General features: G+C 34.5%; 9 protein-coding genes. 4 read left to right on the top strand and 5 right to left on the bottom strand.

The window, feature by feature from the left end; translation table 11 throughout:
* Positions 1-175: 175 nt before the first annotated feature.
* Both dusB and IJL02_RS07900 read right to left on the bottom strand, forming a co-directional pair.
* The gene (dusB, locus tag IJL02_RS07895; RefSeq protein ID WP_292814505.1) at positions 176-1,156 is read right to left on the bottom strand and encodes a tRNA dihydrouridine synthase DusB; all 981 of its coding nucleotides are present in this window, start codon (positions 1,154-1,156) and stop codon (positions 176-178) included.
* Between the two features lie 90 nt (positions 1,157-1,246).
* The gene (locus IJL02_RS07900; protein ID WP_292814508.1) at positions 1,247-2,095 is read right to left on the bottom strand and encodes a DUF1002 domain-containing protein; all 849 of its coding nucleotides are present in this window, start codon (positions 2,093-2,095) and stop codon (positions 1,247-1,249) included.
* 302 nt (positions 2,096-2,397) lie between these two features.
* Between IJL02_RS07900 and IJL02_RS07905 the strand changes: the two genes are divergently transcribed.
* From IJL02_RS07905 to IJL02_RS07915, 3 genes are all read left to right on the top strand, one after another.
* Positions 2,398-7,161, top strand: coding sequence for a cobaltochelatase subunit CobN (locus tag IJL02_RS07905; protein WP_394357495.1), 4,764 nt, complete (start codon positions 2,398-2,400; stop codon positions 7,159-7,161).
* Between the two features lie 175 nt (positions 7,162-7,336).
* Positions 7,337-11,965, top strand: a complete 4,629-nt coding sequence (locus IJL02_RS07910) for a right-handed parallel beta-helix repeat-containing protein (RefSeq protein ID WP_292814517.1) — start codon at positions 7,337-7,339, stop codon at positions 11,963-11,965.
* A gap of 161 nt (positions 11,966-12,126) precedes the next feature.
* Positions 12,127-16,446: a carboxypeptidase regulatory-like domain-containing protein gene (locus IJL02_RS07915; protein WP_292814520.1), complete on the top strand. Its 4,320-nt coding sequence runs from the start codon at positions 12,127-12,129 to the stop codon at positions 16,444-16,446.
* 259 nt (positions 16,447-16,705) lie between these two features.
* Here IJL02_RS07915 and dnaJ read toward each other — a convergent pair whose 3' ends face one another.
* The 3 genes from dnaJ to IJL02_RS07930 all read right to left on the bottom strand — a co-directional run bounded on the left by dnaJ (position 16,706) and on the right by IJL02_RS07930 (position 20,461).
* On the bottom strand, positions 16,706-17,848 hold the full coding sequence (gene dnaJ / locus IJL02_RS07920) for a molecular chaperone DnaJ (protein WP_292814524.1): 1,143 nt from the start codon (positions 17,846-17,848) through the stop codon (positions 16,706-16,708).
* 135 nt (positions 17,849-17,983) lie between these two features.
* Complete coding sequence (gene dnaK, locus IJL02_RS07925) at positions 17,984-19,861, bottom strand: molecular chaperone DnaK (RefSeq protein ID WP_292814529.1); 1,878 nt, start codon at positions 19,859-19,861, stop codon at positions 17,984-17,986.
* 45 nt (positions 19,862-19,906) lie between these two features.
* A complete protein-coding gene (locus IJL02_RS07930; RefSeq protein WP_292814532.1) occupies positions 19,907-20,461 on the bottom strand; it encodes a nucleotide exchange factor GrpE in 555 nt (184 codons plus the stop codon).
* A 468-nt stretch (positions 20,462-20,929) separates the two neighbouring features.
* Here IJL02_RS07930 and IJL02_RS07935 point away from each other — a divergent pair, with 468 nt between their 5' ends.
* A complete protein-coding gene (locus IJL02_RS07935) occupies positions 20,930-21,496 on the top strand; it encodes an ArsR family transcriptional regulator (RefSeq protein ID WP_292814535.1) in 567 nt (188 codons plus the stop codon).

Consider the following 21,496-nt stretch of genomic DNA (forward strand, 5'->3'; position numbering starts at 1 on the left):
ACAATGGCCGATATGTATTCAAGCTTTCTGAAAATTCCCGTTGCAGGTGCTACACTGCCTGTTTTGGCATTTTTGGCTTTGGGAGTCTAGGAAAAAATATATTCTTGATAATTGCAACAGTAATTCTGGCGATTGGCCATATCGCAATTCATTTAAGCCATGAAAAAGAAGTCAATTAACGTGCTATTGATTTTCTATACTCTTCAAGCAGTTCATACAATTCTTTTTTGGTATGGATTTTAAATAGCTTCGGCTTTATTTCTCCGCTTCTATATGAATTTTTAAGATAATAGGCGGCATGTGTCCTCATTTTATGCACAGCTACTTTTTCAGGAATTCTGGTTGAAAGCAAATCAACATGCTTTTTAATCATAGTTATCTTTTCATCAAGAGTTACCTTTTGAGGTTCAATTCCATAATCCAGATAGTCAATGCACTGTTTAATTAACCAGGGATTTCCACGAACTGCTCTTCCAAGCATAATTGCATCACAGCCTGTTTCATCAATCATTTTTGATGCATCATGACATGTCCAGATGTCTCCATTTCCAATTACTGGTATTGACACTGCGTCCTTAACATCTTTGATTAGTGACCAGTCTGCCGGAATGTCGTAGCGATCTTCTCGAGTACGTGGATGAACGGTAATCGCTGATGCGCCGGCATCTTCAATAATTCCTGCAACTTCAATTGCATTGATGTTTTTTCTATCCCATCCGCTTCTTATTTTAACTGTAACTGGCACATCAACACTATCAACAACTGTTTTCACGATGTCTTCAATTTTTTCAGGGCTTTTTAAAAGTGCACTTCCCGAATTGCTTTTAACAGCCACTTTGGTAACCGGACAACCCATGTTGATGTCAATAATGTCCGGGTTCATGGTTTTTGCGATATATTCGGATGCAATTTTAAATGATTCTGCTTCAGCACCGAATATCTGCTGTGAAATTGGCCTTTCCTCTTCGGTCATGTATAGCATTTCCTTGGTTTTCCAGTTGTCATACATCAGTGATTTTGCCGAAACCATTTCAGTTTCAATAAGTCCGCAACCCATTGATTTGGCTATTCTTCTAAAAGCAGAGTCGCATATTCCTGCCATCGGTGCTAAAACGACCTGGTTGTCTATTTCGACATTGCCGATTTTCCATTTCATATTATCGGATATTATTTTTTTAAAAATAGGTTAAATAATTTTTTGCAGTTAAAAATAAGATTGGTTTAAAAAATAAAATATGTGGACTATTTAGTTAAATAGCCCATCAAACAATCCTTTTGCTGAATCAGTGGTATTAGTGCCATTTAAGACATCAGACATCTGTGATTCGTAATTGTTGATATCACCTTGCACGTTTTGTATTTGTTCAATAGTTGTTGCAAGATTTTCAATGTCACTGTTTGTAATGTTAATATTATTGATGACAGTGTAATTTTGGATTATATTTACAATAGTTTGGTGGTCTGTAACGTTTTCCTCTTTAACTGTCTCTTTTACATCATCAACCATATCGGATAATTTTTCACTACTTACATTTGAATTTTTAACAATTTCTGCTTGTGTATAAATTTCGTTATTGGCTGCTTCTTTTACAGTGTCTGGAATTTCAACGTTTGTTGCAACTTCATATGAATTCATAATTCCAGCTAAAGCAGATTCACCGGTTGCAGTCACTGGACTTGTAACGTAAACGTGTCCTTTAGTGATTCCCGCTGATTTTAAAGCTGATAAATACATGTCTCCGGTAATGGTGGTGATTTTTGATTTGTCCACACTTACTTCAAGGTTATCATTATCATTCAAATCAACAAGCGCTGATGAAAATATCTGATTGGATCCGTAAGTTTTACCAGTTATTGTACTTGCAATTTTATTTACTTCACTTGCAGTGATTACTTTTGAGTTAGCATTTCCCAAATCGGCATGTGCTTGGTTTTTGAAAAATGTGTCAACAGTATTCTTATAAGCTGAATTTGCATATGTGGTCTCGCCGTAGGTAACTACGACAGGATCAACTTGGCCTGAAAATCCGATAGGGATAATCATTCCAACTACAATTATAGATAAAATTACTATACCTATTGTACTTTTGCGCATATTATCACCTCTAATATAATAGCACACTTTATTTATTTAATGTAGTATTTAAATCTATCCTTTGTGCTTAATTTAATTTTAATATTAAAAAACTATAATTTGTTTAGTAAGTTTTATATGTTTTCAAATTAAATTTACAAATGTAGTAAAGATTATTGCTATATTTATAAAAAAGTGTAAAGGGAGGTGAAAATACGGTAAAATTAACTAATAAAGTGATATTTGCATTAATTATTTCTATATTGCTTCTATTTTCTGTAAGCTGCGTTTTTGCAGGAGATAACGAAACAGTATCTGAGGTTATGAGTGTTTCCAATAACTTGGCGACGAGTAATGACGTTGCTAATGTTAATGAAATGCTTAACTCTCCATCAGATGAAGGGGTATTAACAGCAAGCAATGTAATTAATGTTCATGTTACGGATTCTTATAATGAAACTAGCAACAAATGGGACGAAGACGGATTTAACCTGGCTGGAGCCACAGTTAAAGTCTATAATTCAAAAAACAAACTGATTTCAACATTGACTACGGATAAGTCAGGTAATGTTGTAATTAAGAATTTAGGTTCTGACAAATACAGATTAGAGATTAGCTATTCTACATACGAGCCTATAACCCTTAAAGACATAGACTTCACTAAACAGAGCGGTTCAGTCAAAATTGACGATGTCATGTTTGTTCCGGATATATTATTATTGGTGGATTACAACTCCCACAATGAAAAAGTCGATGTGCTTATGAATATGTCGAAAAGAGTGGCTTATATCAGTACAACTGATTTTGATAAATCCAGAGCATGGTTAGTCGAATATGCAAATTTTATGCATATTGATATGTTTTCAGAGTCAGCATACAGCGTTTTAACAGGTCAGTATTTAAAGGAACTTCTTTCAAAATCTCCGGCTAATGCCAACTATAATGTAGCGTATACGTTCAGTGTTTTCTCACAGCAAATCCTGAATAACACCGGTTTGCACGTTGTCGGAGCTTCAGCAAAGAACAATACTTATGACACTATTGAAAACACTTATATTGGTTCTTATTTCCAGGCTCGTGACATAGAGGAATCCGATATTCTGCAAAGCAACATGAAAAACTATCTTGCTTATGTCAAATATTTAATCAATCCTTTAAAATATGATGATCCTACTCTTGATGAGAATAACGCTCCGTTAATGTCTCCGGAATGCGGATTTTACCATCCGGATTTAGGCATGTATACATTGGTGCCTGAAGGAAAATTAATCAATAGCTGGATTCGTGAAAATCCGGGTTACACCCATAGCTCAGACGGTAGTCTAAATTGGATGACCGAGAATTATGTCGTTTGGTTAATGGATGTTTTAGATCCTACAGAACTTTTTAAGAAGTTTGAAAAGGATTATATTGATAAATTCCATCCTGATAAACCATTTATAGCTATCGCTTCATATTATGGTGGTGAAGAAGTTTCAGATGCATTAATCAGAGGTTATGAAGCTAATGGCAGACCTGCTTTCAACGTGTTTAAAACAGGAACTCAGCCTCCTATGTCTTCAATCTTGAATAAGATTAACAATATTTCAACTGTAGGAATTTCTGCTGTAAACTCATTATGCAGCTGGTCTTTGGACTATGCAAATGGTACTGCAGAGCCTGATTTGACTGATATTGATTTGCATGTATTGAAAGGAATCGTTGAGATTTCAGAATACAGTTACAACAGTGAATTGGGTCCTCAAGTCGAATGGACATATATGGTTACTTATCCTAGTTTTGAAGGTGTATTCGGTCAAGTCGCTTTATCATGGGTTGACCGCTTAGGAAAATCCCATGTGATTCAGGACGGTGTGGATAAGATGGTTCAGCTGAACTGTAAATGGGCTGATTTGCATGATTTAGAAAACTCTGATAAGAAAGTTGCAGTAATGCTTTATAACTATCCGCCGGGTAAGGCCGAAATCGGCGCTTCATATTTGGACGTGTTTACAAGCGCTTATGAACTGCTGCTTCAGCTATATGTTCAGGGATATGATATCGGCGGTTCTATAGAGTATTCCAATTATTATAATAATACGTATGAATGGTTAATCAAATCAAATGAAGGTCATAAAATCAACAAAACCCTTACAAAGCTTATTTCAGTATATAATTTAACTCAAATAATCTTTGATATGAACAATAAAGGTTCATGGGCTTCAGGATTGCTTGAAAAATACGTTGAAGAGAATTGGGATGAACTGATGGCTCATCATCAATTGATTTCACTTGAAGAGTTTGAGCATTTGACCTCAGATATCAGGGATGAATTATACGATAAGCTTATTGGGTATTGGGGAGACAATTTAGGCCCTGCAATGGTTTATAAGAATAAATACATTGTAATTCCGGGTGTATGGTTCGGTAATGTGTTCATTACTTTCCAGCCAAGTAGAGGTTGGGAAGAGGTTCAGGATTACCACAGCCTGATTATTCCGCCACATCAGCAGTATGTTGCATTTTACAAATGGATGGAAAAATCAGCCAAAATTAATGCTATTGTGAGTATGGGTACTCACGGTACTTTGGAATGGCTGCCTGGTATTAACCTTGGGGCATTCCCTGGCGATTGGACCTTTGAATTGTCATTGATTCCAACTGTATATCCTTATATTGTATCAAACCCTGGTGAAGCAATGGTTGCAAGAGATAGAAGTTCTGCACTGTTAATTACTCACATGACTCCAGCTATGGTTTCATCTGAGTTATATGGTAATTACACTACTTTAAAAAATTACATCAATTACTATAAGGAACAACTGGCAGTTAATGTTACATCAAATGCAGAATCCTATAAAAATAAGATTTTGAATTTGGCTCCGGCATTAGGTTTTAGAAATATATCCGGCAACGAATCATTCTCAGACTATATTGATGAGCTGCACCATTACCTGGATGCAATGGAAGATGATTTCAATACTTTCGGTCTTCACACTTTAGGTAAGATATTGACAGGTTATGAGCTGGCTGAAGAAGTAATCACTATTGTGACTTCCCAGACTAAGATTTATGACCAGTTGGTGGAATTCTTATACCCTAAACTGGCGGGAAAAAGTTTCTATAAGGAACTGCAAGGCGATTTTAAATATTCTAAAGAAGTGGATGCCGTCAAGGCCTACTTTAAAGATTATGCTTATCGTCTTGTCAACGGAACTTCCGTTAAGGATTTAAATAAGCAATTAGGTATCAAAGAGGGGTCTGCGTTATACAATTCAACCCTATACTGTGAAGATGTCATTGCCAATATTGAAAGGAACAATGAATGGAATGCGATTCTGCTTTCTTTAAGCGGACGCTATGTGAAATCAGGATTATTCGCTGATCCGTCCTATGGTGATTCAATACCTACAGGATACGACGGTTATGCTTCTGATCCTACAAGAATGCCTTCTCATGCGGCTTATGAATCTGCTGTAAATATAGTTAACATGCTTCTGGCTAATTACTATGAACAGCACGGCAAATGGCCGGAATTGACTTCTTTAATCTTATGGGGTACTGAGATTTCCAGAACTGAAGGAATCGGTGTTGCCGAGTTCATGTACCTGTTAGGCTGTAAACCTGTATGGGCTGACAACGGTAAGGTACTTGGAGTTGAGCAAATCCCATTAAAAGATTTGAATGTGACTTTAAATAACGGTTCTGTTGTTAATAGACCAAGAATTGATGTATTTGCAAGTATGGTTACAAACAATAAGGATTGGATTACCTGGATGCTGACTTCAGTCAAGTTGGCAGTTAACGCTACAGGCGAAGATGCAACAAACAATTACGTTAAAAAGCATTACGCTGAAAATCCTACTTTAGACAGATTGTTCGGTCTTCCGGGCAATGTGCTGGAAGGAACCGGTATGTCTAATCTTATTCCGAACACTGCTGATTGGGATATTTCATCTGTAAATGAGTATGCTATGGATATCTACTTAAGTAAAGTGTCTTATTCATGGACTCTTGATGAAAAGGGAAATGTTGTTGTAACCAACCAGAAAGAGAATTACAAATATTTGCTTGATAAGGTAGATGTCATTACTCAAAACTTTGACAGTTCATGGAGATTATTCGATTCCGATGATTATTATGATTGGTTTGGCGGATTATACAATGCTGCAAATGTATTGAAAAAGCAATCAGGTAAAGAAAGACCAGATACTGCATTTTTCGATATTAGGAACAAAAATAACTATATTTCAAGAACTTATAAAGAGGAAATTGATTTTGAAGTTAGAAGCATATTGTTAAATCCTCAATATATCAATGCATTGGTCAATTCTCCTGCAGGAATGAATGCTTATGCATCCAGATTCCAAAACTTCTATGCGAGTACAGTCATTGGTGGTGAAAAACTGAATAAAGAACTTGGTAATCAGTTGGCTGACACCATTATGGGAATCAATTCCGGTGTCACTAATGCACAATTGGCTGCAGGTTCCCAATCTTCAACCGCCTGGATGATTTACATGGCTCAGCAAGGAATTTGGGAAGGAGATGCTAAAACAGTTCAGAAATTAGTGGATTCATATATGCAAAGCGTAATCAATTATGGTGTTGCATGTTGTCACCACACCTGTAAAAACCTTGCTTGGAATGCGGAAATCATTCAATTGAGTTCCTTAACTCCTGCTCAAAAGCAAAAATTCGCTGAAATTCTTGCTCAGGCAACAAATACTGATCCTTTATATCAGGACCAGTCCAATAACGGCAATCAAGGTCAGTCCAGTAACGGAAATCAGAATGCTAATACGCTATCAAACAATACTTCTCAAAAACAGTCAGAAGGATCCAGTTCAGGAGGCAGAACTGCATTTGGTTTGGACCCTTCACAAAGCGGTAATGCTAAAGATGCTTCAGATTCACAAAGTTCCCAGGATTCTTCCGGACAATCCGGTGCTAAATCCTATGAGATTTCAGAGAAATCCGCATCAAAATCTGCAAGCTCTACAGAATCCAGCATGCCAATATTTGTTATTATTGCAGTAATTGTACTGATTGCGATATTTTTAGCAGGTTACTGGCGTAATAATGAAGACGATTATGATGATTATTAAATTAATCATCAGCTTTTTTTATTTTTTATAATTATTTTCAAATTAAATTTAGTTTTTTAGTAATTTTTAAATAATATATCTTTTCATAAATTAACATTATAATAGAAAATTTTTAAAGTAAAATTTAATAAAATTTTCAGGTAAATTAATAAAAGAATTGTGATGAGGTATAATAATGATTAAAAAAATTAATATTTTTTTAGTGTTATTGCTGGTATTAATTTCCATAAGTGCAGTTAGTGCTGCTGATGGAAATATAACTGAATTAACCAGTAATAAAGATATTCAGGATACTATGGAAGTATCTGTTGATAAAGATATTAGTTATGGCTCTTCCAATTTAGAGGATTTGGCCTCAATTGAAAACACTTCTGTGATTAAGTCTTCCTCTCATACAATAACTGAAAGCAATTACAATCAATATTTCAGTTCTTATGATGGAAAATTGGTATCTTCAAGCGTAAATCCAGGAGATACAATTGTATTGCAGGGAACTTTCACAGATAAATCATTTGTTTTTGAAAAGCAAGTCAACATTGTTGGTGATTCAACATCTTTGAAAAATTCAATGATTACATTGTTGACCGGGGCTTCAGGAAGTTCTATAGCTAATCTGAATATTGCAAATACAAAGGATACAACCTACGGTATATTTTTAAATAGCGCTAATAACTGTTCAATTAAGGATTGTACAATAAAAAATACCGGAATGTCTTCATATTGTATTTGTGTTGCTAATGGAGCAAATTATAATAATATTACTGGAAATGATTTGACAACCTATGGTATTACATATGGTCATGGCAGTTTTACAAGATCCACTCCAACATTAATTCTAAGCGGTTCTCACTATAACTACATAGCTAATAACCACGTTGAAGCTGACGATGCAAATGGAATTTATTTATCCAGCTATTCTGGCGGACCGTTAAAAGGTGGAAACTCAAATTATAATACAATTTTCAATAATACTGTCCACTATAACGTATTGCCTACATCATGGGCTTACGGTATTCAGGTCATGGGTAAAAATAATATAATTGACCGCAACACAGTCATTGGTGGTTATAGGGGTGTTTCTACTGCAGATAGTGGAAATACTATAATTAATAATTATATTATTAACATTACTGGAGCAGATTATAATCATCCTGGTGTTGAAACTGGTGGTGAATATGGTATTGTAGCTTCATATAATTCCTATGTGGCTAACAATACAATTATTGGTTCTAAAATCATTTCTACAGGTGCTGGAATTACAGCTATTGACAATTCAATTGTGGAAAACAACTGGGTTAATGTAACCTTGAAAGGTAGAGGTATTGTTGGTGGAGGAAATAACGTAATTATTAGGAATAATGTTATTTTCACTGTATCTGGTTCAGGAATTTATCAAAGCGGTGAAGATTCTGGTTTGATTATCGATAACAATAATATCACTTCCGATTCTGGTGTGGGTATTTTAATTGAAAAATTAAGTTCAAAAAGAATGCCTAAAAATGTCACAGTTACTAATAACGTCATTTCAACTAGTAATAAATATGCAATTGATGTAGCTGGAGTTCAGGCTGATACTTCCAATATTGATTATAAATCAAATAGTATTATTGGAAACGGTTTAGTTAACTCTCCTGCAGGTGTAATAGACACATCCAAACCGATTTATATATTTAAGGGAACTACTCATACAATCACTCCTGAGAATATCCGTAAATACATTAATGAGAATGGCGGTTTAACTTCAGAGATTAGTGATGATGATATTTTAAACTTTGCAGGTGTGTTCAGCAATGAAGTAATATATGTTACAAAAGCAGTCAGAATTACCGGTAAAAATCCAATATTTTATAATTCCACTTTCAAGGTAACTTCCGGCGGAGTATTAATTGAAAACTTGACTATTATCAACAAAGCGGCTGAAAGAGTAAATGCCTGGGGTATTTTCATAAATCAGGCATCTGGTGTTAAAGTCACAAATAATAAAATCAGTGTAAGTGATCCAAAAGCGGCTTATGCAGTTTATGTTTTACAATCAACTGATATTGATGTGTCAAACAATGAATTGACTTCTCAAGGAGATTATTTAACTTTCACATTACTTTCCTATGCCTGTGAAGATTGTTCCTTTGAAAATAATGTGATAAAAACAATCGGTACTGGCCAGCCATACAGGTTCTCACCTGAAAAATGCATTGACGGTAATGAATTAGTAATCAATGGCAGGTCATACTGTTTGGATGGTAATGAGTTAGTTATTGACGGTAAATCATACTGTATTGACGGCAATGAATTAGTTATTGACGGTCAGTCTTACTGTTTGGATGGTAACGAGTTCGTCATAGATGGAACTGCCTACTGTATTGACGGTAATGAATTTGTCATTGACGGTACAAGCTACTGCCTGGACGGCAATGAACTGACTATTGATGGGGTTTCATACCAGTTTAAAGATAACAAACTGACAATCAACGGAACTACCTACTGTTTGGATGGTAATGAAGTGACCATTGGTGGAAATACTTACTGTCTGGATGGTAATGAAGTAACTATTGATGGTAAGGCATACTGTTTGGACGGCAATGAACTTGTTATTGACGGTGTTCACTATCAGTTCAACAACAAAAAGTTAACAGTCAATGGCACTAGCTACTGTTTGGATGGTAATGAAGTGACCATTGGTGGAAATACTTACTGTTTGGATGGCAATGAGCTTGTAATTGATGGTAAATCCTATTGTTTGGATGGTAATGAGTTGGTTATTGACGGTACTCGCTACTGTGTAGACGGTAATGAATACTGTATGGATGGTGCACATGTTGTTTCTGAAATTTATCAAACTTACGGAATCTTATTGTTATACTCATCAAATAATTTAATTTATGGAAATGATGTGAATGTCACCTCAAAACTCGAATCCCAGCAAGCAACCAAAGGAAACAATTCCTCTCAAAATTCCATTGTAGGTATTGACATATACTTTAACAGCCATAACAACACTGTTTCATACAACGATGTTTACCTAAAAGCTAATGATAATTACATTTATGGAATGGGCGTTTTAGGTTATTACACCGGACACAGTGCTCCTGTAGGTCAGGGTGCCACCAACAATGCATTCGTTGGAAATCAGATAACCATTGATGGAGTTTACTGTGTTGAAGGTATCATTATAGGTGATGAATCCGAAGATACATTTGTAGAAGATAACGTGTTGAATTTAAAATCAGATGCTGTAGTTTATGGAATTTATTTCGAAATGTCTCATAAATCCACTGTTAAAAACAACGAGCTCAATTTAAATTCACAGGCAATCTACGGTATTGAAGGATACGGTTCCAACAATAACACTGTATTGGACAATACTGTTGATGCCAACGCTAAAGACGTCTATGGTGTAATTTTCTTAAATGGAAACGACAACATCATTACAGGCAATAAAATTAATGCTAACGGCAATGGTGAAGCTATTGATACTGCAATCCTGGATTCTATTAAACCTGGCAATGCGGGAATTATTCTGATGGCTAATTCTACCGGTAATTACATTGCAGATAACGAAGTAAAATCAACTAAAGGTTATGCAATTTCTTTAGATGATGAAGCGATTAACAATGTCATTGCTGATAACTATCTGAACTCAGAAAAAGGCGTTGCTAATAAAGCTGTCAGTAATGCTAAAAACAACAATGTTTCAGACAATTATATCTATATTGCAGATGCTACTGCTGAAGATGTTTCAGTTAAATATAGAGGAACCGGTGAATTCAAACTGGTCACAGATAAAAAAATGGATGGTGCTATTGTCAAATTCTATGATCTTGATGGTAAATATCTGGTTCAGTCAACAGTGTCAAATGGCCTAGCTGTTGCAAAATATAAATTTGATGCATCATATACTCCTTCCCAATATCTGTTTACAGCCAAAATATTCAAGGAAGATTACAAGGCATCTTCTTTCGATATTAATGTTTTCGTATCTAAAAGCAACATGAAAATTAATGTCGCTGCTGTAAGCATTGGACAGGGGGATAAAGGAAATGTTGTTGCAAAAGTTTTAGATGAATTTGGAAATCCAATCAGTGGCGTATCAGTGACATTCAAACGTATAAATTCAGCAGGAAGAGCTGTAACTATGGGCAGCGCAAAAACCAACAGCAATGGTGTTGCCACACTCTCATATTCCGTTGGAGCATCATTAAATAAGGGAACATACTCCATGACTGCTGAGGTGGCAAATCAGGATAACTATAATGGTGCAAAAATCACTTCCAAATTAACTGTCAAAGAAAAGATATCATTTGTCGGTGCTAAAAACTATAATGTTTATTATGGTAACACAGTAACTTACAAAATACAGATTAAGGATGCAAATACCAAAAAACCGCTTTCAGGAAAATCAGTTACCTTTAAAATCAACGGTAAATCCAAAACAGTTAAAACAAATAAAAACGGATATGCTTCTTATTCTGTTAAATTGGCTGCAGGATCATACACCATTACAGCTTCATGCAATGGTTATTCCTCATCTAAAAAGATTACTTTCAAACCTACTTTGACAGCTAAGGATATTTCCAAGAAAAAATCCAAAACTACAAAATTCACCGTTAAGCTAGTGGATAAAAATGGTAAGATATTGAAAAACAAGAAGATTACCTTCAAGTTCAAAAATAAAAAATATACTGCCAAAACCAATAATAAAGGTATTGCTACATTATCTCTTAATAATATAGCAGTCGGCAAATACCCAATTACATCTAGTTACGGTGGATGCACTATTAAAAATACAATTACAATAAAAAAATAAAGGTTTAACCTTTATTTTACTTTTTTTTAAATTTTAGTTGAATTATATTTAAATATCTTTAAATTTAAAATATAATCAATAGTCATTTTTTATTTTTAAGTTTTATTAGACTATTATAGATTTAATAATATTAATGAGGTGAAAATATTAAAACTAAAACTTTGGTTATTTCATTAATCATGGTCTGTTTGGTAATGTTGTCTGTCGGTTCAGCTTTTGCGGCAGATGATAGTGCTGATGTAATCGCTGTTGATGATGAAATAGCTGTTGATGGGGGAGAACTTGCTGTAGAGCAAGACACTCAATTAAGTGCCTCAGAATCTGATGTTGTAACACCTGATACTTTTTACAATTATTTTGATAAAGACGGGTTATTATTAAAAAACGTTACTTCTAAAGAACTGATTTTTGAAGGTACTTTTGAAAATTATAATTTTAAATATTTAGATATTGACAGCACAATAACCTTAACAGGTAAAAATGCTACATTAAATGGTCTTTCTTTATTTATTACTGCTGATAATGTGACAGTTTCAGGCTTTGAAATAACTCAAGCCAATTCAACTGATGCTATTTTAGTCAGCGGTTCTGATGTAACCATTGCAAACAATACTGTTAATTTCGTTGATAGTCGTGCTCCTGAAGGTGTTGCGATTTATGCAGTCAATTCAAATAATTTAAAGCTTTTGAATAATGTTGTTTTCTATGGCGGAAGCACAGATGGAACATATAAAAACAATGGAATTTTCATTACAAACTCAAGCAATGCCAGAATTAAAGGCAATAAGTTCGAGTTCCAGTTAGTTTCTGCTGCTGTGTATTGGGAGCAAATTCCTGCAGGTTCAGGCAATTGGGTAAGCACTGTTGTAAGTGAAGGTATTGTTGTAGATTCTTCTGAAGGAGTCGCACTGGAAGACAATTACATTGATGTTTGGTATCTTGGAGTTGCAGGATGGTATGACACCATTTATGCTATCGACTTTAAAAACTCCGATAATGCAATGATTACAAACAATAATATTACAGTTAAAGGTCACACTTACACTTATGGTTTGATTATTACAGGTGATAACTTCACTATTGAAAATAACACCATTAAAGTAGAATCCGATAATAATTATGCTAACGGTATTGATATTGAAGGTCCTTCAACTGGTATTGTATACGATAACGATATTGATGTTAAAGGTGTCCAATCCGCTTATGCGATTTACTCAGGTATGAACGGTCAAAACGTTTCAGCTGGATATGTTTATAATGTCATTTCCGCTGAAGCTTACAATGTATTCGGTTTCTCTTTAGGTGATGTATATGCTAGACTCGCTAATAACTCTATCAATCTTGTAGGTAATTATACAACAGGTATTGCTTATAATGGAAATTATATGGTGGCAGATGGTAATGTAATTGGTTTAGTATCTTCTGAAAAAGGTAATGAAACAGTTTCTGAAAGTTTTGGTGTTGAAACTGTTGGTATTAAAGCTACCAACCCTAATGGTTTAGTATTCCTTGAAGGAAATTATATTATCGGTCAGGGTAAAGGTATTTCTTTAACTGGCGGAACTGCTACAATAAGTGAGAACAATATTACAGTCAACGCCAATAAGGATGCTGATGCATATGCTATTTATGCTAAAGACTTAGGTCCTCAATTGTACGTTGTTAACAATGTAATTGAATACGTTGGCGCTACAGAAGGTACTGGAATTAATAATGCAATTTATATTTCTAACTGTGAAAGACCTATGATTTATGTAAATAAAATTGTCTTGTCTTTAGTTTCATCTTATGTTCCTTGGTTTGAAATTCCGGCTGGTTCAGGTAATTGGGTAAGTTTCCCAATCAGTGAAGGTATTGTAATTGATTCATGTTATTATCCTGTAATGATGGGCAATACAATAAACTTGACATATAATAATGTTGTAGGCTCTTATGATACAATTTATGCAATCAGTGTTAAAAATTCTAATCTCACTACAATTCAGCTAAATGACATCACTGCAAAAGGTCACACCTATATTTATGGAATTCAGGCAAGCGGTGACAATCTCAATATATATCTTAACAATATTACTGTAGAATCAGATAATTATTATGCTAACGGTATTGATATTGAAGGTCCGGCTAGCGCTACAGTATTCGGCAATTATATTGATGTTAAAGGTGTCCAATCCGCTTATGCAATTTACTCCGGTATGAACGGTCAGAATGTTTCATCAGCATATATTTCAAATGGCATTCGTGCTGAAGCATACAACGTATTCGGTTTCTCTTTAGGTGAAATTATGACTTCAATATCAGATAACCTCATTGATCTTGCAGGTAATTACACCACAGCTATTGCATTTAACGGAACCATGTTGATTGCTCAAAATAATACAATTAACCTAAATTCATCTGAAAAAGGTAATGATAGTGTTTGGGAAAGCTTTGGTGTTGAAAGTGTAGGTATTAAAGCTCTTAATGGTAATGCCACCATAGTAGATAACTCTATCACTGGTCAGGGTAAAGGTATTTTATTAACCGGTAATAGTGCTTTAGTACAAAATAACACAATCGATATCACTGATATGGACGGTCTTGACTCATACGCTATTTATGCTGAAGATTTATCCGCATTAAATATCACAGAAAACGATGTTAAATATACTGGAAACACTATTGGATCAGGTATTAACAATGTGCTTTACGTTTCCAATAGTTTAGGAGCTTACATTGCAAACAATAAATTCAATGCATCCCTGGTTTCCTGCTATGTTCCTTGGTTTGAAGTTCCTGCAGGTTCAGGTAATTGGGTAAGTTTCCCGGTCAGTGAAGGTATTGTAGTAGAAGAATCTGAAGGAGTTCAACTTGAAAACAACGTAATTGATGTTGCATATAATGGCGTTTCAGGAAGTTATGATACTATTTACGCTGTTGACTTTAAAAACTCTGACTATGCAATGATTTCTGCTAACAACATCACTGCAAATGGTCACACCTATATTTACGGAATTATCATTTCCGGTGAAAAATTCACTATTGAAAATAACACAATCGATGTTGCATCCGATAATTATTATGCTAACGGTATTGATATTGAAGGTCCTGCAAGCGGTGTAGTAGACAACAACGGTTTATTTATTAAAGGTAATATGTCCGCTTATGCTATTTACTCAGGTATGAACGGTCAAAACACAACTGTTATGTATATTGATAACGTTATCTTTGCTGATGCTTACAATGTATTCGGTTTCTCTTTAGGTGATGTTGAAAGTGAGGTATTATCAAATATTCTTTTACTTACAGGTAATTACACTACAGGTATTGCATTTAGAGGATCTAACCTAACAGTTAATGATACTTTAATCACTGCAGTTGGTTCTGATGTAGGAAATGAAGCAATCTGGGAAGGATTTGGTGTTGAAAATATTGGTATTAAAGTTGTCAATGGAACTTCCACAATTACAAACAACATAGTAGTTACTTCAGGTAAAGTTCCTATTAATGTATTTGACCATAAAGCATCAGTACATGACAACATGTTAAACGGTACCAGATTTATCGGTGACGAAGGTGTTAAAAACGCAGCTAATGCGGAAGTTTACAACAACACTCCAACAATCGGAGATAAAAACGCTTCCACAGTTACTGTTACTGAAGTTGACGGTGACTGCAACATTACCGGTATTGTAAAAGACGCTCAGGGTAAAGCTATTAAAGAAGCAGAAGTTCAATATTCACTTGATGGTGTTGTTGCAGGAACTGCAACCACTGATGAAAACGGTGTTTTCACAGCAACCGGTTTAAACAACGGTAAAATTGAAATCACATATCTCGGTGACAGTTTCACAGCTAATTCCACTGCTGCTATAACTTTAGTGGATGTAAAACATGAAAGAATTGAAACTTCTATCAAAGCTCAAGACTACAATACTAAAGCTATTGATTATTATGCTGGTGAACGTGGAGGATACTTTGAAGTGACCTTGGTTGACGGTTCAGGCAAAGCTCTTGTAAACAAATCTGTTAAAATTGGATTCAACGGTAAAGTATATAACACTACCACTGATGAAAAAGGTGTAGCCAAATTGCAAATCAACTTAGGTAATGCAGGTACATACACTTTCGCTGTTGCATTCTTAGGTGATGATGACTACAAAGGTTCATTCGTTGTACAAAAAATTACCGTAACCAAGAAAACAACCAGTATTTCAGCTTCTGCTAAATCATACAAGGCATCTGCAAAAACCAAATCATACACAGTAACCTTAAAAACAGAAAAAGGTTCATCCATCGACGGTAAAACTTACCTCAGAAATGGTAAAACTATTAAGCTTACTGTAAACGGTAAAACTTACACAGCAAAAACCAACTCTAAAGGTCAAGCTACCTTCAATTTAAACATTAATAAGAAAGGTACTTACAATGCTGCTGTAAACTTTGCAGGTGACAATGGTTACCAAGCATCAAAAGCAAACACAAAAATAACTATTAACTAGGGAGATTTAATCTCTCTAACTTTTTCTTTTTTTAGTAAATTCTTTAAATCATCTTCGAACATGTAGATGTCACAATTAATTTGTTTCATTTTAAAAAATAGTGATGTTTATTTTCAAGTATTGATTAATTATTATCACTTAATATTGTCTTAACTAAAATTTAATTAATCGATATTTTAAGTATTCGCAATGGTTTTGTTGTAGTGTTTTGTGAAAATAATTTTAAAAAAATAAGAAAAATAAATTAGCATTAGCTAACTTATTTCATTGCATCTTTAACTCTGTCAAAGATTCCTTTTTCAACATGTTTGATTTCGTCTCCGCTAATTTCAGCAAATTCGTTGAGCAGTTTTTTCTGTTTGGAGTTTAGCTTTTTAGGAACTACTACACTAACTGTAACATACATATTTCCTCTGCCTGCATGTCTAACGGAGTTCATACCTTGTCCTCTCAGTTTAAATACAGTTCCGCTCTGTGTTCCTGGGGTTATTTTAAACTCAACTTCTTTTCCTTCAATTGTTGGAATGCTAATCAAATCACCCAAAGCCGCTTGAGGGAAACTGATTTGCTGTTCGAGATAAATGTGGTCTCCTTCACGGGTGAATTTTCTATGTCCTTTGATGTGGACGGTTACAATTAAATCGCCTTCAAGTCCAGGTCCTTCTCCACAGTTACCTTCACCTGATACTCTAAGGTGATTTCCTTCATCAACACCTTCAGGAATTTCAATCTTAATGGTTTTTGTTTTTCTTTTACTTCCTTTTCCATGACAGTCCGGACATGGTTCGGTAATGATTTTACCGGTTCCGCCACATTCTCTACATGGCCTTACATTTACCATTTGGCCTAGGAAAGTGTTGCTGACCTCTTTAACCTGTCCGGTTCCGTCACATTTTGGACATGTTTGCGGATCGACTCCAGGTTTGGATTTGGATCCGTTACATGTTGGGCATAATTCACTTCTGGTAATCTTGATTTCTTTATCGCATCCTTGGAATGCTTCCTCAAGTGAAATTGGAACTTCGGTGTATATGTCTGAACCTCTTTGAGGGCCTGTTCTTCCACGGCTGCGACTTCCTCCACCAAAACCGAACATATCGAATATGTTTCCAATATCGAAACCCTGGAAAATATCTTCAAAGTTTACGTTTTGATAGAAATCTTCTGCAGTAAATCCATCCATTCCGGCATGACCGAATTGGTCATATCTTTGACGTTTTTCATCATCAGACAAGACGGCATAAGCTTCACTTACCTCTTTAAATTTTTCTTCAGCGCCTTCTTCATCACAAACGTCAGGATGGTATTTTCTGGCTAATTTACGATAAGCTTTTTTAATTGTCTTTTCATCCGCAGATTTATCCACTCCAAGAACTTCATAATAATCTCGCTTGTCTGCCATTCGTTCACCTTAAAAAAATAAATTTAAAAAAATAGATAGAAAAAATAATAGTTTTATCTATTGTTAGTTTATCGTTTGATTCTGATTCTGATTTAATATATTTCCCAACAATGTAATAAAACTATATTATTTAATCTAGTCTTTTACTTCATAGTCTGCATCAATTGTGTCATCATCGTTGTTGTCTTGAGCACCTGCATTAGGGTCAGCTCCAGCTTGTTGTTGTTGAGCTTGTGCCTCAGCTTGTGCTTGTTGGTATATTTTTGCACCAATCTCTTGAACTACATTTGATAGTTCATCAGACTTTTCTTTAATGGCAGCAACATCATCGCCAGCTATAAGTTCTCTTAATTCAGCTACAAGACCTTCGACTTTTGTTTTTTCTTCTTCAGATACTTGATCTTTGAGTTCGTCTAAGGTTTTTTCTGAAGTGTAAATTAATGAGTCTGCGTTGTTTCTGATTTCGATTTCTTCTTGTCTTTTTGCATCTGCTTCGGCGTTCATTTCTGCTTCTTTGATTTTTTGTTCAATTTCTTCATCAGACAATTTGGTTGAAGAGGTAATTGTAATAGCCTGTTCTTTACCTGTTCCTTTGTCTTTAGCAGTTACGTTAATAATACCGTTAGCGTCAATATCGAAAGTTACTTCAATTTGCGGAACACCTCTTGGTGCAGGTGGGATTCCGACAAGTTGGAAACGTCCAAGTGAAGTGTTGTCTGCAGCCATTTTCCTTTCTCCTTGCAATACATTGATGTCTACAGATGGCTGATTATCTGCAGCAGTGGAGAATACTTGGCTTTTCTTGGTAGGAATAGTAGTGTTTCTTTCAATTAATGTGGTTGATACTCCACCTAAGGTTTCAATACCTAATGATAATGGAGTTACATCTAAAAGAACGATGTCTTTAATTTCACCGGCTAATACTCCTCCTTGAATAGCTGCACCCATTGATACACATTCCATTGGGTCGATACCACGTTCAACAGGTTTTCCAATGAATTTTTCTACAAATTGTTGTACGATTGGCATTCTGGTAGGTCCACCAACTAAGATGATTTTATCAATATCGCTTTTGTTCATTTTAGCATCATCTAATGCTTGTTGCATTGGTTTTCCTGATTTTTCTACAATGGAATCAACTAACTCTTCTAATTTTGCTCTTGTAAGAGAAATAATTAAGTTTTTAGGAGTTCCGTCTGTTCCCATTGCAATAAATGGTAAGTTTACTTCAGTGGTTGTGGTGGTGGATAATTCGATTTTTGCTTTTTCTGCAGCTTCTCTTAATCTTTGTACTGCCTGGTCATTATCCATTAAGTCAATACCTTCTTGTGCTTTGAATTCATCAGCTAAGTATTTGATTAATACGTTGTCCATGTCTGTACCACCAAGTTGGGTATCTCCGCTTGTGGATCTTACTTCAAATACTCCTCCACCGAATTCCATGATTGTTACGTCTAAGGTACCTCCACCTAAATCGTAAACCATAATGTTCATGTCTTCTTCATCAGCTTTATCAAGACCGTATGCAAGGCTTGCTGCGGTCGGTTCGTTTACAAGTCTTACTACATCAAGACCTGCAATAGTTCCAGCATCTTTGGTTGCTGTTCTTTGGTTGTCGTCAAAGTAAGCAGGTACGGTAATTACCGCTTTTTGAATAGGTTCTCCGAGGAAGGTTTCAGCATCTTTTTTAATTTTTTGCAAGATGAATGCAGAGATTTCCTGTGGGGAATATTGTTTTCCGTTTACAGTTACTTTGTGGTCAGTACCCATACTTCTTTTGATAGCACTAATAGTGTTTTCAGGGTTGGTAACTGCTTGTCTTCTTGCAGGTTCTCCAACTAACATTTGTCCTTCTTCAGTAAAAGCAACATAACTTGGGAAGGATTTACCGTATTGGCTTGCTCCTTCTGCAGATGGGATTGTAGTTGGTTTTCCTCCTACAAGCACTGATGCTGCTGAGTTACTTGTACCTAAATCAATTCCAATAATTTTTTCTTTTTTAGTATCAGACATAATTATCACCAATTTTTTTTATTATATAATTAAATAAACGTAATATTATTTTTTACAAACAATAACTTTTGAGTATTTAAGAACTTTATCTTTATACATATACCCTTTCATCAGTTCGTCTATAACATATCCATTTTCAACATCATCTGATTTTTGAACCATTAATGCTTCATGCTTGTTCAAATCAAATTTTTCACCTTTTGCAGGAATTTCTTCAACGCCCTGTTTTGTCAAAATGTCTTTGAACTTGTTATATGTAAGTTCTATTCCTTCTCTTAAATTGTCATCATTTTCAATTTCTAAAGCTCTACCGAAGTCTTCATAACAATCTAAAAACTCTTTTATAATATTTTCATTAGCGAATTTTATGATTTCTTTATTTTGTTTGTCAGTAATCTTTTTGAAATTTTCAAAATCCGCCTGAAGTCTTTGGGAAAGTGAAATATATTCCTGAGTTTCAGCTTCTTGTTTTTTGAGATCTTCTTTGAGTTTTGCAATTTCTTCATCTTTAAGAGCTAACTCATCAATAGGTTCTTCTTCGGTTTTTTCTTGAAGATCTTCTTCGTTAACTTCAGTTTCACTCTTTTTTTCGTCAGTCATATGGACACCTTTTTTAGGTTTTTTTTGAAAAACTGTTGTAATAACTCTTAATCGAGAATCATACTTTAAGTCCCTTAATATTTGGTTTTTGGGAATTTATGGACATATAGGAAAATGGTTCATCATATTAGAGTTATTACTTTAAGTTTTTCTAAACCAAATATTAAAGTAACAAAAAGTTATCTTTCTCTTACTATATTATAGTAACAAAAAGTTATATAAAGGTTTCGATATTTTTGATTATTGTAACTGAATGTTATTCTAATGTAAATCAGTTTATTTTATTAATATGATGTTATAAATTTTTATTTTTTCAATTTTAACAAGCAGAATTACTAATATGATTTTAAAAATAATATTTATTTTTATATTTGAAATTAAATGGATTTAATTTAATTTTCACATTTTCTTACATGTTGTAACAAAAACATATGGATTTATATATAATTTTTAATATAATGTATAATCATGAATAATAGTAACGACATTCCAAAAAATAAAAGAAATGTCAATTCTTCTAATGGCCACATAGAAATTAGAGGAAACTATAACGACCACTTAGGAGAGATTGATAAAGAAGATATACTCGATGTAATGGGTTGTAAAACCAGAAGGGATATTATAAACCTCTTAAGAGAAGAACCTATGTTTGTCAGTGAAATCTCAAACGAGCTTGACATTGGTCAAAAGGCAATCATAGAGCATTTGCGTGCTATGGAAGAAATAGGTATCCTGAACTCTTCTTATAAAAAAATCTTAAGGGGCCGTCCGCGTAAATATTATGATTTGCAAAATGAGGTTAATATCCATATTACCATTAATAGAAATACATTCGACGTTAACCTTTCAGAGGACATGTTAAATACTCTTCAGCTCCCTTCAGGTGACGAATGGTCTAAATTACTGGACATCGAAAAGAGAATTGATGCCGGCCAGCTTGAAGCTATTGATGAGCTTAAAAATCAGATTAGATTATACGGTAATCTTAAAGAAAGAGCAGAATATATTCTCGAGAGAACTTTAAATAATAGATAA

Source organism: Methanobrevibacter sp. (genome assembly GCF_017427765.1).
Classification (GTDB): Archaea; Methanobacteriota; Methanobacteria; order Methanobacteriales; family Methanobacteriaceae; genus Methanocatella.